Origin of the sequence: Psychroserpens mesophilus (assembly GCF_000826645.1) — a bacterium.
Classification (GTDB): Bacteria; Bacteroidota; Bacteroidia; order Flavobacteriales; family Flavobacteriaceae; genus Psychroserpens; species Psychroserpens mesophilus.
The window spans coordinates 208,109-223,796 of record NZ_JXJP01000008.1; the positions used below are offsets into that span (position 1 = coordinate 208,109).

General features: G+C 33.9%; 19 protein-coding genes. 9 read left to right on the top strand and 10 right to left on the bottom strand.

What is annotated here, in order from left to right; genetic code table 11:
• The first annotated feature begins 10 nt into the window (after nt 1-10).
• Nucleotides 11-631: a WbqC family protein gene (locus TD18_RS08250; protein ID WP_040251110.1), complete on the top strand. Its 621-nt coding sequence runs from the start codon at nt 11-13 to the stop codon at nt 629-631.
• Nucleotides 631-939 (top strand): DUF6122 family protein, encoded by a 309-nt coding sequence (locus TD18_RS08255; protein ID WP_040251113.1) that lies wholly within the window; start codon nt 631-633, stop codon nt 937-939. The genes TD18_RS08250 and TD18_RS08255 overlap by 1 nt, the downstream gene beginning before the upstream one ends.
• Nucleotides 940-1,005: 66 nt before the next feature.
• Here the strand turns inward: TD18_RS08255 and TD18_RS08260 are convergent, their stop codons facing one another.
• The 8 genes from TD18_RS08260 to TD18_RS08295 all read right to left on the bottom strand — a co-directional run bounded on the left by TD18_RS08260 (nt 1,006) and on the right by TD18_RS08295 (nt 7,446).
• Entirely contained in the window at nt 1,006-2,028 is a 1,023-nt protein-coding gene (locus TD18_RS08260) for an endonuclease/exonuclease/phosphatase family protein (RefSeq protein WP_040251116.1), read from the bottom strand.
• Nucleotides 2,029-2,038: 10 nt separating this feature from the next.
• Nucleotides 2,039-2,914, bottom strand: a complete 876-nt coding sequence (locus TD18_RS08265) for a rhomboid family intramembrane serine protease (protein WP_040251119.1) — start codon at nt 2,912-2,914, stop codon at nt 2,039-2,041.
• On the bottom strand, nt 2,911-3,666 hold the full coding sequence (locus tag TD18_RS08270) for a rhomboid family intramembrane serine protease (RefSeq protein ID WP_040251123.1): 756 nt from the start codon (nt 3,664-3,666) through the stop codon (nt 2,911-2,913). The genes TD18_RS08265 and TD18_RS08270 overlap by 4 nt, the downstream gene beginning before the upstream one ends.
• A gap of 10 nt (nt 3,667-3,676) precedes the next feature.
• On the bottom strand, nt 3,677-5,536 hold the full coding sequence (gene mutL / locus TD18_RS08275) for a DNA mismatch repair endonuclease MutL (RefSeq protein ID WP_040251126.1): 1,860 nt from the start codon (nt 5,534-5,536) through the stop codon (nt 3,677-3,679).
• Entirely contained in the window at nt 5,536-5,823 is a 288-nt protein-coding gene (locus TD18_RS08280) for a hypothetical protein (RefSeq protein ID WP_040251129.1), read from the bottom strand. Before TD18_RS08280 ends, mutL begins: the two co-directional genes overlap by 1 nt.
• Nucleotides 5,824-5,825: 2 nt before the next feature.
• A complete protein-coding gene (locus TD18_RS08285; protein ID WP_040251132.1) occupies nt 5,826-6,050 on the bottom strand; it encodes a hypothetical protein in 225 nt (74 codons plus the stop codon).
• Between the two features lie 147 nt (nt 6,051-6,197).
• On the bottom strand, nt 6,198-6,680 hold the full coding sequence (ribH, locus tag TD18_RS08290) for a 6,7-dimethyl-8-ribityllumazine synthase (RefSeq protein ID WP_040251135.1): 483 nt from the start codon (nt 6,678-6,680) through the stop codon (nt 6,198-6,200).
• A 1-nt stretch (nt 6,681) separates the two neighbouring features.
• Nucleotides 6,682-7,446, bottom strand: a complete 765-nt coding sequence (locus tag TD18_RS08295) for a tetratricopeptide repeat protein (protein WP_040251139.1) — start codon at nt 7,444-7,446, stop codon at nt 6,682-6,684.
• A gap of 121 nt (nt 7,447-7,567) precedes the next feature.
• Here TD18_RS08295 and recF point away from each other — a divergent pair, with 121 nt between their 5' ends.
• The 3 genes from recF to TD18_RS08310 are packed head-to-tail and all read left to right on the top strand — an operon-like array spanning nt 7,568 to nt 9,387.
• On the top strand, nt 7,568-8,647 hold the full coding sequence (gene recF / locus TD18_RS08300) for a DNA replication/repair protein RecF (protein WP_040251144.1): 1,080 nt from the start codon (nt 7,568-7,570) through the stop codon (nt 8,645-8,647).
• Between the two features lie 2 nt (nt 8,648-8,649).
• The gene (locus TD18_RS08305) at nt 8,650-9,072 is read left to right on the top strand and encodes a lipocalin family protein (RefSeq protein ID WP_040251147.1); all 423 of its coding nucleotides are present in this window, start codon (nt 8,650-8,652) and stop codon (nt 9,070-9,072) included.
• An 18-nt stretch (nt 9,073-9,090) separates the two neighbouring features.
• Nucleotides 9,091-9,387 carry a DUF721 domain-containing protein gene (locus TD18_RS08310; protein ID WP_040251149.1) on the top strand — a complete coding sequence of 99 codons (297 nt, stop codon included), beginning with the start codon at nt 9,091-9,093 and terminating at the stop codon, nt 9,385-9,387.
• A 316-nt stretch (nt 9,388-9,703) separates the two neighbouring features.
• Here TD18_RS08310 and TD18_RS08315 read toward each other — a convergent pair whose 3' ends face one another.
• Nucleotides 9,704-10,636, bottom strand: coding sequence for a peptidylprolyl isomerase (locus TD18_RS08315; protein WP_040251151.1), 933 nt, complete (start codon nt 10,634-10,636; stop codon nt 9,704-9,706).
• Between the two features lie 169 nt (nt 10,637-10,805).
• Here TD18_RS08315 and TD18_RS08320 point away from each other — a divergent pair, with 169 nt between their 5' ends.
• The gene (locus tag TD18_RS08320; protein WP_040251154.1) at nt 10,806-11,261 is read left to right on the top strand and encodes a hypothetical protein; all 456 of its coding nucleotides are present in this window, start codon (nt 10,806-10,808) and stop codon (nt 11,259-11,261) included.
• A 5-nt stretch (nt 11,262-11,266) separates the two neighbouring features.
• On the opposite strand, the gene TD18_RS08325 is transcribed toward TD18_RS08320, so the two are convergent.
• Nucleotides 11,267-13,468: an ATP-dependent DNA helicase RecQ gene (locus TD18_RS08325; RefSeq protein WP_040251157.1), complete on the bottom strand. Its 2,202-nt coding sequence runs from the start codon at nt 13,466-13,468 to the stop codon at nt 11,267-11,269.
• Between the two features lie 86 nt (nt 13,469-13,554).
• Here TD18_RS08325 and TD18_RS08330 point away from each other — a divergent pair, with 86 nt between their 5' ends.
• The 3 genes from TD18_RS08330 to TD18_RS08340 are packed head-to-tail and all read left to right on the top strand — an operon-like array spanning nt 13,555 to nt 15,687.
• Nucleotides 13,555-14,520 carry a KpsF/GutQ family sugar-phosphate isomerase gene (locus tag TD18_RS08330; protein WP_040251159.1) on the top strand — a complete coding sequence of 322 codons (966 nt, stop codon included), beginning with the start codon at nt 13,555-13,557 and terminating at the stop codon, nt 14,518-14,520.
• Complete coding sequence (gene tatC / locus TD18_RS08335) at nt 14,520-15,347, top strand: twin-arginine translocase subunit TatC (RefSeq protein ID WP_040251162.1); 828 nt, start codon at nt 14,520-14,522, stop codon at nt 15,345-15,347. The genes TD18_RS08330 and tatC overlap by 1 nt, the downstream gene beginning before the upstream one ends.
• On the top strand, nt 15,340-15,687 hold the full coding sequence (locus TD18_RS08340) for a carboxymuconolactone decarboxylase family protein (protein WP_040251165.1): 348 nt from the start codon (nt 15,340-15,342) through the stop codon (nt 15,685-15,687). Before tatC ends, TD18_RS08340 begins: the two co-directional genes overlap by 8 nt.
• The last annotated feature ends 1 nt before the right edge of the window (nt 15,688 follow it).

Consider the following 15,688-nt stretch of genomic DNA (forward strand, 5'->3'; position numbering starts at 1 on the left):
AGCTAGACAAATGAAAGTCGTAATCCATCCTACATACTTTCCGAGTATTGCACACTTTGTAGCGATGATAAAAGCCGAAACACTCATCTTTGAAGTTTGTGATAATTATCAGAAGCAGACCTATAGAAACCGAGCTACAATTTATGGCGCAAATGGAAGATTAGACTTAAATGTCCCTGTTCATTACTCACAGAAAAACAGACAACTATACAAAGACGTCAGTATTTCGAACATAAATAACTGGCAAGATTTACATTTAAAATCGTTAGAATCTGCTTACAGTGCATCTCCATTTTTTGAGTTTTACATCGATGACTTAAAACCCTTATTTGAGATGGAAGTCAACAATATAATGGACTTTAATTTCAAATGTTTAGATGCCATTTTTGGATGTTTACAACTACCCTTTCAATATGAAACCACTCAGGTTTTTGAAAAAGAACCTCTCAACACCTTAGATGCAAGAGCTTTGGCAAATAGCAGAAAAGAAATAGAGCAAAATTTTAAACCTTATGCCCAAGTATTTGATGACAAACATGATTTCATTCAGAATTTAAGCATTCTGGATCTACTATTTAATGAAGGCCCGAATTCAGTTATATATCTGGAATCTCAAAAACTACATCTGTAATGCTTCAAACCTTTGTTCACTACGGAATTCATTTTATTGGACCTCTCATAGTAGCCTTGCTCTGCTTTAAAAAGCATTGGAAATTCGCGCTTATCATTATGCTCAGCACGATGCTTATCGATTTAGATCATCTATTAGCAACACCAATGTTTGATCCTAATCGTTGCAGTATCAATTTTCATCCACTACACTCCTACTATGCTATTGGTGTTTATATACTGCTTACATTTATTAAGAAAACGAGAATATTGGGAATTGGCTGTGTAATTCACATCATTGCTGATGCTGCAGATTGTTTGATGATGTAGTTAATTGTTAGATTAGCTAAACAAGTGAACACATAAACAACGACAAAATTTTTTTCACAAAAAGCATTACTTCTCCAGTTTTACCTTAGCCATTACAGGATAATGATCTGACAGTTTAATATCGAAAGTTTTGAAAGAATTAACTTTAAAGCCTTCATCGACAAGTACGAAGTCGATTCTAACCGGAAAGAATTTAAAATCAAATGTCCGACCGAAACCATTTCCAGCTTGTTTAAATGCGTCTTTTAAATCGCCTTTAATTTCTTTATACACGTAAGAATATGGTGTATTATTAAAGTCTCCACAAATAATCATTTTATAAGGACAATCCTTCTTATGCTTTAAAAAAAGTTCGGTTTGAAACTGTTGCATTTTAAACGTACTGCTGACACGCTTTAATAAGTTTTCAGAATTTTCATTCTTTAACTTTTCAACCGTTGGATCAATTCCTAAAGATTGTAAATGCACATTGTAAATTCTAATGGTATCTGCACCTTTAACAACATCAGCAAAAATGGCATTATTAGATGTATTTGGAAACTCAATGGAACCGGAGTTCACAATCGGAAATTTTGTGAATATTGCTTGCCCATTTTTCACTTGCTTTCCAGATAACTCTTCATACTTGAAATACCCTTCAAGTTTAACCTCAGCATCAGGTCTGTACTCTTGAATACATAATATATCTGGTTGTTTTTCAGCAATAAAATTAGAAATATCCTGCTTGACGTTCTGATCTTTAATCCAGTCGAAAACATTAAACAACCGTACATTATAATTCATTACTGAAATATTCTGACTGTCATCAACATTTTTAGAAGACGAAAATTTATACAGTGAAAACACGTGTGTATAACCTATAGCCAAAACAAATAGGGACAATAAAAGTTGGCGCTTTACATTGAGCAACCAATACACTCCAAACAAAATATTGATGATGATTAAAGCTGGAACTGCTAAACTCAAAACAGAAAGAAACGCAAATTGTTTTGGAGCCATAAAGGGCAAAACGTAAGACAATAACAAGGCAAATGCCATCAATGAATTGACGACAAATATCAACTTGTCAAAACCCCTAAGTTTTTTCATTTATAAATAGCTAATCTTTACCAGATTTAAAAAGAAATGCCTTTTCTTCTTTTGTTAAACTTTCATATCCACTTTTACTAATCTTATCAAGAATAAGGTCAATTTTTTTCTGATTATTAAACTCATTAAACTGTTCTTTATTATGACCAGCAAATGGTTTCTTTTTACTTTTATATACTGTTTTTAAGGGTGATTTCGATTTAAAGAGATATGTAATGCTGTCCATAAACTTACCAAAACCTAAACCAATATCGTTACCCTTAAATAATTGTTTAGCGTAAAAATAACCTAAAATAGTGCCTCCAAAATGTGCTACTTTTCCACCTTGATTTATTCCGAAAAGACCGATAAAATCTATGATAACAATGGCTAACCCGATATGCCATAATTTAATTCTGATGGCAAAAAATTTAGTTTCCCGATCAGGCATATACGCACACAAGAAAATCAGTAAGGCATTCACTCCTGCTGAAGCTCCAACTAGAGGACCAACTGACATCAACATCGATTTCGGAATCAGATTATATACCAAAAGATATAACAAACCACCAGATAAAATTCCTAAAAAGTAAATACTTAAGGATTGCTTTGATGGAAATAAATTAACCATACTTCGAGACACAAAATAAAGGATCACCAAGTTAAACAGCAGGTGAATAACATCATAATGTGTAAATCCGTAGGTAATGATGGTCCATGGTTTCAGAATAAAATCAGAAATATCTTTAGGCAACTCAAGCCATTTCAATGAGTGCTCTCTGGGAATATTATTAATCGCTTTAATCAAAAAGCCTAAAAAAAAGACCACAATATTAACTGCGATAATTTTTTCAAAAACATTAAGCCGCTTCAGCTTATCTTTAATATCGTATCCTAACGAGGTCATCGATCCCAACGATTTTGATTAAACTGATTCTTTTTCCAATACCACATAATCAAAAAGCCAGTCAAAGCACCACCAACGTGAGCCATGTAAGCCGTGTTACTCGGACTAAAGAACGACTGACCAGTAAGTGCTGAAATCACATCTAATAAGATAATTCCAGGAATAAAATACTTCGCTTTAATAGGAATAGGCAAGAAAATCAGCATGAGTTTAGCTTCAGGATTCATCATACCAAAAGCAGCTAAAATTCCCATAATACAACCTGATGCACCAACCATTGATGCGTGATAAATATTAAAAGCTTCCTGAGCTACACTTTGCTTAAGCCCAGGTACACCTTGAGGAACTTGCCCTGTACTCAGCATTGTATTAATTCCATTTTCAGTTAAACCTGTTGAGATTAACTCAGAATATAACGGCACATAATTAAAATAATAATATCCCAATTGAAACAATACAGCTCCTAATCCTGCTGAAATATATAAGAACAAAAACTTCTTTGATCCTAATTGTGTTTCAACTGCAGTACCAAACATCCACAAAGCGAACATGTTAAATAAAATATGCATCGGACCACCATGCATAAACATGTGTGTGATTATTTGCCAAGGTTTGAATAACTCATTCTGTGGAAAATGCAGTGCAAACCATTGGTAAAACAACTCTTCTCCTGTACCTATCGTTAAGGTTCCAACGAACATTATCACATTGATAATGATTAAATGTTTTACTGTATCTGTAATGCCTCTCATCATAATTTAATTACATAAATTTTTTATCAAAATCATCAACACTCATTGTAATAAATGTCGTTCTGTTCGTTGGTGAAACTGAAGGTTCTTTACAAGCAAATAAACTATTCACTAAATGTTCCTGTTCCATATTTGTCAAAGCCTGACCAGCTTTAATCGCCAGACTTTTAGACAGTGACTTGGCTAATAAATCTGTGGCACTAAAATTACTATCTGGTACTTCTTGTTCAACATCACTAATGAGTTGTTCTAAAATAATTGACACTTCACTCTCTGGTACATTAACAGGAACTCCTGTAATTTCAATACGATTATCTTCAAATTTAGAAAACACAAAACCTGTGTGTTCTAAATCTTCTTTTAATTGCTTTAACAATTCCATTTCAGAAGACGAAAACTGTAATTCTAATGGAAAAAGCAACTGCTGACTTACAGCTTCTTTTATAGTTGTATGCTTCAATAAACCTTCATAAAGCACACGTTGATGTGCGCGATGCTGATCTATGATGAGCATACCCGATTTAATCGTACTTATAATGTATTTATTGTGCAACTGATAAGTTCGTTGCGAAGATTCTATGGTGGCATTCTCATTAAAAAGCGATTGGTTTTCTGGCTCACTTTCGAACTGAACCTCACTAAACTCCTGATGTGTTTGGGTGCCTTTACTTTCTAATCCAACATACAAACTTTCCCATTGTGCAGCAGGTTCTTTTTTATAAGATGTTGAGAATCCACCAGACTTACTTTGTGATTTTTCCTGTTGGAATGGATTGAAAGACCGATTGACTTCAATAGTTGGATTAGACGACCGTTTCCCTTCATAATGGTAAGGTGTATCCAGGTTTTTATCACGATCAAAATCTAAAACTGGTGCAATATTAAACTGTCCTAAACTATGTTTTACAGATGATCTCAAAATAGCGTATAAGGTATGCTCATCATCAAACTTAATTTCCGTTTTAGTTGGATGAATATTAATATCAATCGTTTTAGGATCTACAATGAGGTTTAAAAAATAACTTGGATAACTGCCATCTTTCATTAATCCTTCAAAAGCAGAACTAATCGCATGATTTAAATAAGCACTTTTAATGAAGCGATTATTGACGAAAAAGAATTGTTCATTTTTAGTTTTCCTTGCAAACTCAGGCTTTCCGACAAATCCGGAAATTTTTAAAACTTCAGTTTCTTCTTCAACAGGAACGAGTTTTTCATTCGTTTTTCCACCAAAAATATTTACGACGCGTTGTCTATAGTTACTCTTCGGAAGGTTAAAACTCTCGCTTCCGTTATGAACCATAACAAATGCAATATCAGGATGTGCTAAAGCCACACGATGAAATTCATCAATAATATGTCGCAATTCTACATTATTCGATTTTAAAAAATTGCGTCGCGCAGGAATATTAAAAAACAAATGCTTTACAGAAATGGATGTTCCTTTAGGCGTAACAACCACTTCCTGAGATTTCACCTCACTGCCTTCAATTTCAATTTGAGTGCCTAGTTCGTCTTGTTCCTGTTTGGTTTTAAGTTCTACATGAGCGATGGCCGCAATACTTGCAAGCGCTTCACCACGAAACCCTTTAGTATGTAAACTGAATAAATCTTCAGCAGAACGAATTTTAGACGTGGCATGACGTTCAAAGCTTAAACGAGCATCGGTAACGCTCATTCCTTTTCCATCATCAATAACCTGAATAAGGGTTTTCCCAGCATCCTTAACAATAAGTTTTATAAGCGTAGATTCAGCATCAATAGCGTTTTCAAGTAACTCTTTAACGACTGAAGCCGGACGCTGTACGACTTCGCCTGCTGCAATTTGATTAGCAACATGATCTGGTAAAAGTTGGATAATGTCTGCCATTAGCGATCTGAAAAGAAAATAGAGAGATCAAAATCAATGATGAACAAAAATGCTAATATCAAAACACCAACAATAATCATAATTCGACGGTTAGCACCAGATCGATCTTCATTATATTTATAATCGTCTAAAGCATTATTAAGCTTAGTCTTTAGCCCTTTATCACTTCCTGCTGTTACCCGATAATCGTCAAACTTATGCTTAAGCTCAAAAGGACTTCCTTCTCCTTTATAATAACGAGGTGTATAGCTATATTTTTTGTTCTTGCGTGTGTTTAGAATTCCCATAATTATGATATTTCATAGTGATTTAAAATTAACCAAACTGCAATTATCATTCCTAAAACAATTAATAACAAGATTAATTTATTAGAAGATTTACTTCCTTTTTTACCACGACTTCTAACGGTTTCCCATTGCGACTTGATATTGTCATCAAGACTACTATCAGAATCTCTAAGATGCCTAGGTGTGTAACTGAAGCGTTTATTTTTGCGTTGCTGAAATAAGTTCACTACAAAACCTAATAGATGTTATACTTCAAAAGTACTGAATTTACAAGGAAAAATAGATTTTGGAGTCCTAAAAATTGTTAACAACTCTAAAGTATAAAGTTAGCAGAGTTATGAAATAATTAAGTACTCACTAATTGAGAAAAAATCTTACTTTTTATTAAGCTCAGCCATTTTAATAGCAGCTATCGCAGCTTCTGTACCTTTATTACCATGTTTCCCGCCTGAGCGATCTAAAGATTGCTGCATGTTATTATCTGTTAGAAGACAAAAGATAACTGGTGTATTAGTAGTAACATTTAAATCTTTGATACCTTGAGTAACACCTTCACAGACAAAATCGAAGTGTTTTGTTTCGCCTTGAATGACACAACCTATAGCGATAACGACATCTACATTTTGAGAAATCATTTTTTTCGAGCCATAAATCAATTCAAAACTACCAGGAACATCCCATTTAATAATATTCTCAGAACGTGCTCCGCAATCTAATAAGGCGTCCAAAGCACCTTTATAGAGTCCGTTGGTTACCGTATCATTCCATTCTGAAACAACAATCCCAAACCGAAAGTCTTTCGCGTTTGGGATTGTGTTTTTATCGTAATTTGATAAGTTATGGTTTGCAGTTGCCATATTAATTCTTTGCTTCTGCTCTTCCTATAAATACATCAATATTGGTAGCTTCGGTAGCGCTTGAAAATTCTTCTTTTATTCTTTTGAAATATCCTAAAGCTTTATCAGCTTGCCCTAAACCTAAAGCCACATTAGCAGCTTTAAACAAATACATAGGTGTCGTATAGTCGTTCGTTGAAGCAGCAATCGCTTTTTCATAGTATCCAAGAGCATCTTCAGGCTGATTTAATTGCACAAACGCATCACCAATAGCACCTTTAGATACAGGACCTAAAACAGCATCATCCGTTTTAAAATCACTTAAGTGCTTCACTGCATTTGTATAATCTTTCGTGTTTAAATAAGCCATTCCAGCGTAATAGTTTGCAAGGTTACCAGCAGGAGTGCTACCATATTCATTAATGATATCTAACATCCCATATTTTCCTTCACCACCAGTTAAAGACAAATTATATAATGAATCTTTAGCAGTTCCATTTACAGCTTCTTCAAAATACTTTTGAGCTGTGAACATTTCATTCATAGCTTCATCTGCTTTTGGTTCTGCTACAAATTTATTGTAACCTAAGTAACCTAATACGATTGCAGCTGCAAGACCTACAATTATAAAAATGTTCTTCTGATTCTTAACAGCCCAGTCTTCAGCTTTTGAAGCTCCTTCATCTAAGGTATTAAAAACTTCAGCAGTTGTTGAGTTCTCCTCTATAGCTTCAACCTTCTCAGCTTTTGTTTTTGGTTTGTAACCTCTTTTCTTATAAGTTGCCATAATTCTATATTTGTGCCCGCAAAAATAAAATTTTTATTGGGATTTAAAAGGTAAATTATTTGTTATTTTTACTTCTTCTTACTATCAACTAAACCTAAACCCGAATATTTCAGTTAGTTTTATGATTTTAAAATCCCTAAGCTTGGTCAATTATAAGAATTTTGAAAGTCAAGACTTTGAATTTGACACTAAGATTAATTGCTTTGTAGGCTTCAATGGTGTTGGCAAGACAAATGTCTTAGACGCTATATATCATCTATCTTTAGGGAAAAGTTATTTTAATCCTGTGGCGACTCAAAACATCAATCATGATGCTGATTTTTTTGTGATAGATGGAATCTTTGACAAGCATGAGCGTACTGAAAAGATTATTGTTTCACTTAAACGTGGACAGAAAAAAATGATTAAGCGCAATGGGAAAGCTTATGAAAAATTTAGCGATCATATTGGTTTTATTCCTTTAGTTATCATTTCGCCAGCAGATCGTGATTTAATTATCGAAGGCAGCGATACACGACGTAAGTTTATTGACAGTGTGATTTCTCAAAGCAATAAAGTATATCTCAACCACTTAATAAACTACAATAAAGTCCTGTCTCAGCGCAATGCCTTATTGAAATATTTTGCACTCAACAACACATTTAATCAGCAAACTTTAGAAGTTTACAATGAGCAGTTGCACACGTATGGTTCTGAAATATTTAAGATACGACATGAATTTCTTGAGGCTTTCATTCCTATTTTCAAAAAACGTTATGAAGCCATAAGTAATAATAACGAATCGGTCAACCTCATCTATAAAAGTGATTTATACGAAGATGATTTAAGTTCACTCTTATTACAACGTATCAATAAAGATAAGGCTTTACAATACACCAGTGTTGGGATTCATAAAGATGATTTAAGTTTTGAAATTGAAACACATCCTATTAAAAAATTCGGAAGTCAAGGTCAGCAAAAATCATTTTTAATTGCTTTAAAACTAGCGCAGTTCGATTTTGTAAAACAACAAAGTGGTGTAACGCCTTTACTGCTTTTAGACGATATTTTTGATAAATTGGATGAACAACGCGTCGCTCAAATTATTGGTTTGGTTGACAATGAAGATTTCGGACAATTATTTATTAGCGATACACATGCCGAACGTACAGAAAATGTCGTCAAGCAAATTCATCAATCGTATAAAATTTTTAAATTATAGATATGCATAGAACACACATCTGTTTAATCATCCTTTCTTTTTTTTTATTAAGTTGCTCTAAAGATCCTGAAACTCTAATGCCGCATTTAAGTGGTTACTGGGAAATAGAAGAAGTCACTTTATCTGATGGTTCAAAAAAATCATATACGTATAATGATACGATAGATTATATTGAAATCACTGATAGCTTGACAGGATTCAGAACCAAATTAAAACCTAATTTATCTGGCACTTACGAAACTTCAACAGACAAAGAACGTATAACGATTAAAATAGAAAATGACAGTTTACATTTGATGTACTCCACACCTTATGCCAACTGGAAAGAAACAGTTTTAAATGCCAATAAAGATCAATTATTACTTATGAATACGAATAAAGATATGTATCTTTATAAAAGATATGAGCCTTTGAATTTAGAGTAAGGTTTAATTAAGATTGATATGGCAAAACGCAATAATGAGCATCTACCGATTAGTGATATTTTAAAAGAATTTGTCGATGCAAATAATCTTCAAACAGGCTTAGACAAAGTAAATGTTAGAGAAGCCTGGTCAAAAATGATGGGAAACGGTGTCAATAATTACACAACGAATATCGTTTTAGAACGTGACACATTATATGTACAATTAAGTTCAAGTGTATTACGTGAAGAACTCAGTTATGGTAAGGAAAAAATTATAAAAATGCTCAATGAATCTTTAGGAAAAGATGTTATAAGTAAATTAGTATTACGTTAGATTTCGTTAAATTCATCACATAAAAGAGGCTGTATGAAAAGTACAATCTATTTAAATCTGTCACATTGAGCGCAGTCGAAATGTCTTAGAAATCAATAATATAGATTTCTCGACTTCGCTCGAAATGACAGTTCTAGACACTTTTAAGACAGCCTCTTCTTTTATTTAAAGTAAGATACTGAATCAAGTTCAGCATAAGCGATTCACACAAGTTTAAAAAACTTGGTTCTGTATAATCTTAACTCATTTTTGATGAGATACTGAAACTAGTTCAGCATAAGCGATTCACACAAGTTTAAAAAACTTGGTTCTCTGCTTACTTCACATCCATTAATTCTACATCAAAAACTAAAGTAGCATTTGGTGGAATCACACCTCCTGCTCCAGCAGCTCCATAACCTAAATCACTAGGAATTACCAAACGAGCTTTATCTCCTACATTGAGTAAGCAAATCCCTTCATCCCAACCAGGAATCACCTGACCAACACCAACTTGAAAATCTAAAGGTGCATTTCTTTTATATGAGGAATCAAAAACAGTTCCGTCTGCCAACTGACCTTTATAATGTACTGATACCATTTTACCAGCTTCAGCAGGTTTACCATTTCCTTTTTGAATGATCTGGTAACGTAATCCGCTTTTTGTTTCTTCAAATCCTGAAGCCAATTTATCTAATTCAGCTCTTGCAGCATCACGTTCAGCAGCAACACGCTTTTCTCTTGCGCCTTCAAACGTTCTAAAAGCTTCAACAGCATTAAATTTTTCCGCAGCATCACCAACTCTTAAAATTTCTAAAGTTTCAATAGCATCACCTTGAGCAATTGCATCTACAACCTCTTGTCCTTCAACTACTTTTCCAAAAACAGTATGATTATTATCTAACCATGGTGTTTCAGTATGTGTGATAAAAAACTGACTTCCATTCGTTCCTGGTCCAGCATTTGCCATGGACAATATTCCTGGAGCATCATGTTTTAAATCTGGATGAAATTCGTCATCGAACTTATATCCTGGATTTCCAGTTCCAGTACCTTGAGGACAACCACCTTGAATCATAAAATCTGGAATTACTCTGTGGAATTTCAATCCGTCATAATAAGGATTACCTTGAGGCTTTGCTGAATTTTCTAAATTACCTTCTGCCAAAGCAACGAAATTTCCAACTGTTCCTGGTGTTTTTTCAAATTCTAAAGCGACTAAAATTTCGCCTTTTGTTGTATTAAATTTTGCGTATAAACCGTCTTGCATGTTGTTTTATTTTAATTGAGGTGCAAAGATACACAATGATTTATGATATACGAATTGCGATTTACGAAATTATAAATCACTTAAATATTTATTTGGAGTCATATAAATTGTGACGGTTTATAATTTTGTACCCTTCCATAATAAAAGTAATTTTACCAAAAATTGTGTTATGAGTTTTATTTCCAAATTAAAGTCAGCTTTCGGAAAAGCTAAAGCTATTAATAAGAATCACGTTGAAGATGGCATTGAAGCTATTATCACAGATATTGAAAATGATCCTTTTGCAATTTCTGAATCTAATGTACTGTATTCAGGATTAAACGAATTAGGAGGCTACTTTTTTTTTCAGACTGTAATTGTAGGTACATTTCATATAAAAACTGTGAAAGGTGCTCAACTTAAAATTGTAGGTCATGATTTTGAATTGGCATTAGACTCAGACATGTTAGAATTAGAATCTGATCACTCCAATGTTTCCAACAGAAGCATTTCGAAAATAGACTTTCAAATAGAAGAAACTGATGCCGTTAAACTAAATCGTTCTGCCATTAAACAGCTTATATTAACTTGCAAAAACCACGAATTAAGCTTTTCTATATATGAGTTAAGTGATGAAGAAGAATAAAAATTCTAATTAGCAACTTCGCTCATAAACTTAATACGATACAGGCGTAATTCTTCTTCTTCGTAATCACCATCAAACTCTTCAATGGCATCAGAAATTTTATCCGTTTCAGATTCCATAAAATATTCATGGATTTCTTCTTGTTGCTCTTCGTCTAAAACTTCATCTATCCAGTAATTGATATTGAGTTTTGTTCCAGAAAAGACTATGGCTTCCATCTCTTTAATAAAATCAACCATGCTCATACCTTTAGACGAAGCAATATCATCTAGTCGAAGTTTTCTATCTACATTTTGAATAATATACAACTTGATAGCCGAATTTGAACCTGTACTTTTAACGACAAAATCGTCAGGTCGCATGATATCATTTTCTTCGACATATCTCGAAATAAGCGCGATAAAATCTTTACCGTATTTTTTTGCTTTTCCATCACCAACTCCATGAACATTACTCAGTTCGTCAATGGTAATTGGATACTTTAAAGCCATATCTTCTAATGAAGGATCCTGAAAAATAACAAATGGTGGCACACCCAATTTCTTAGCATTTCGCTTTCTAAGATCCTTAAGCATTCCCATTAATTTCTCATCGGCAACGCCTCCTCCTCCTTTAGCTGCAGTCACTATCCCATCATCTGAAGCCTCATCAAACACATGGTCTTCTGTCATCATAAATGATTTTGGCGATTTTATAAACTCATGACCAGCTTCAGGTATTCTTAACACACCATAAGTTTCGATGTCCTTTTTTAAATAACCAGCCACTAGAACTTGACGAATTAAAGCCATCCAATAGCGCTTATCTTTAGCTTTTCCAATTCCGAAGAACGGTTGCGCATCTGTTTTGTGAGAAGAGATTAAGGCATTTGACGTTCCAACTAAAACATTGACTAAATCTTTAGACTTGTATTTTTCATTGGTTTTATCAACGGTTTCCAAAAGTGTCTTTACTTCTTCTTTAGCTTCATGTTGCTTTTTTGGATTACGAACATTATCGTCCATATCGCCTCCTTCTCCAGTTGCATTATCAAACTCTTCACCGAAATAATGTAAAATAAACTTTCGTCTAGATACTGAGCTTTCAGCAAAAGCAACAACTTCTTGAAGTAATGCTTGTCCGATCTCCTGTTCAGCCACTGGCTTTCCAGACATGAACTTCTCGAGTTTTTCAATATCCTTATATGCGTAATACGCTAAACAATGTCCTTCACCTCCATCACGTCCAGCACGACCAGTTTCTTGGTAATAACTCTCGATACTTTTAGGCATATCGTGATGAATAACAAATCGTACATCTGGTTTATCTATTCCCATTCCGAAGGCAATTGTGGCAACAACCACATCGGCATCTTCCATAAGAAACATATCCTGATGTTTTACACGAGTTTTAGGGTCTAAACCTGCATGATATGGCACAGCTTTTATGCCATTAACCTGAAGTACTTGCGCTAATTCTTCAACACGTTTACGACTTAAACAATATACAATTCCTGATTTTCCTTCATTTTGTTTTACAAAACGAATGATATCTGCATCGACATTTTTGGTCTTCGGACGTATTTCGTAGTATAAATTTGGTCTGTTAAAGGAGGCTTTAAATGTAGTAGCTCCAGTAATATCAAGACTTTTTAAAATATCCTCTTGAACTTTAGGTGTTGCTGTTGCTGTTAGACCAATAATTGGAATATTATCGCCAATACGCTTTATAATATGTCTGAGATTTCGATACTCTGGCCTAAAGTCATGTCCCCATTCACTAATACAATGTGCTTCATCTACGGCCATAAATGAAATTGTAACCGTTCTTAAAAACTCAACGTGTTCCTCCTTGGTTAAAGATTCAGGAGCCACATAAAGCAGCTTAGTGACACCATTTGTGATGTCTTCTTTAACACGTTTGACCTCTGTTTTATTTAATGATGAATTTAAAACATGAGCGACACCTTCTTCATTAGAGATACCTCTAATCGCGTCAACCTGATTTTTCATTAAGGCAATTAAAGGAGAAACAATAATTGCTGTACCTTCTTTTATTAATGCAGGAAGTTGATAACACATTGATTTCCCACCACCTGTTGGCATTATAACGAATACATCCTCACCAGCAACAACACTTTTAATGACACTCTCTTGAAGTCCTTTAAATTTAGAAAAACCAAAGTATTGTTTAAGTGCAGAATGTATATCAATTTCTTTTATACTCATTAATCCCTATTAGTATTTTTGATACATTTGCATAAGACTAAAGATAACAATTTCTTTAAACCCATCAAACTCAAAAAAAATTAATTTTGAACAGTATTCAATCTATCCTGAAAACGGCCAGAAAAACCATAGATTTAGAACGTGATGCTATAGCCAATCTTAGTAATTTACTAACTGATGATTTTGCAAATACTGTATCATTAATATACAACTCCAAAGGACGCGTTATTATTACCGGAATTGGAAAAAGTGCGATTATCGCTAATAAAATAGTAGCAACTTTGAACTCTACAGGAACGCCTGCAGTGTTTATGCATGCTGCAGATGCCATTCATGGTGATTTAGGGTTAATCCTGGAAGACGATGTGGTGATTTGCATCTCTAAAAGTGGAAACACACCTGAAATAAAAGTTTTAGTGCCACTGATAAAAAATGCTAAAAACAAGATGATAGCCATAACTGGTAACGACAAATCATTTTTAGCACTTCAGGCTGATTTTATCCTCAACACCTATGTAGAACAGGAAGCTTGCCCGAATAATCTGGCTCCTACAACCAGCACAACTGCACAATTGGTTATGGGAGACGCTTTAGCTATTTGTTTATTGGAGCTTCGTGGGTTTTCCAGTCAGGATTTTGCTAAATATCATCCGGGAGGTGCCTTAGGAAAACGCTTATATTTGCGTGTAAGTGATTTATCATCTGTAAATGAAAAGCCTAAAGTAGAACTCAATACCTCTGCTAAAGATGTGATAGTTGAGATTTCAGAAAAAATGCTTGGCGTTACAGCAGTTGTTAACGACAATAAAATTGTAGGAATTATTACTGATGGAGATTTAAGAAGAATGTTAACTAAAAGCGAGAATTTTATTCACTTAACTGCTGAAGAAATTATGAGTAGTAACCCAAAACGAATTGATGAAGATGCTATGGCCATTGATGCTATGGAATTAATGGAAGCGCATGGTATTTCTCAATTATTGGTTGAAAACAATGGTGAATATGCAGGCGTTATACATATTCATGACTTAATTAAAGAAGGCATTATATAATGGGAAAAAAGAATACCGATGAAATGTCTTTTCTGGATCACATTGAAGACTTAAGATGGCATTTAATACGCATCACACTTTCAATTTTAATTTGTGCTACTGTTGCATTTATTTTTAGTGGATTTATTTTCGAGCATATTATTTTTGCGCCAAAGCGAATGGACTTCCCTACCTATAAATGGTTATGTCAGGCGTCACAATTTATAGGCATTAATGATACCACGTTTTGTGCTGCTGAATTTCCGTTCAAAGTACAAAGTAGAACCATGGCTGGACAGTTTTCAGCAGATATTTGGACATCCATATTTGCCGGTTTTATACTTGCTTTCCCTTATGTTATTTATCAATTATGGAGTTTCATTAGTCCAGGGTTAAGAAGTGAAGAGCGTAAATATTCCAAAGGATTCATCTTCATGACCTCCTTTTTGTTCTTCCTTGGCGTATTATTTGGTTACTATGTTGTAACACCATTGTCTATTAACTTTTTAGGGAATTACAGTGTTAGTTCTGAAATCTCGAATGAGTTTGATATCAGTTCATATATTTCAATCATAAGATCCTCAAGTTTGGCTTCCGGATTGGTGTTTGAATTACCAATCATTATTTATTTCTTAACGAAGGTTGGATTAGTCACACCTCAGATTATGAGGAAGTACAGAAAGTTTGCCTTGGTGATCGTATTAGTACTATCAGCAATCATTACACCTCCTGATCTTGCCAGTCAAATCATCGTGGCTATTCCAATTCTGATACTGTATCAAGTGAGTATTTATATTTCAAAAGTTGTATTAAGAAACCTCAATAAAAAGAAAAAAGCTAATGTCTGATATCGTCACTGAATTTAATGACTATCGTTCTAAAATGAATGATGCCATTTTAGCAGATAATAATAAAATTATCAAACGTATTTTTAATTTAGATACCAATGCATTTGCTGAAGGTGCTTTAGATAAAAAAACTAAAGAATTATTGGGCCTTGTTGCTTCAACTGTGTTACGTTGTGATGATTGCATCAAATATCATTTAGAAGCAAGTTATAATGAAGGCCTCAAAAAAGAAGAAGTTGTTGAAGCACTAGGGATTGCAACTTTGGTTGGTGGTACTATCGTAATTCCACATTTGAGACGTGCTTATGAGTACTGGGATGCTTTAGAAACGAAGCGTTAAA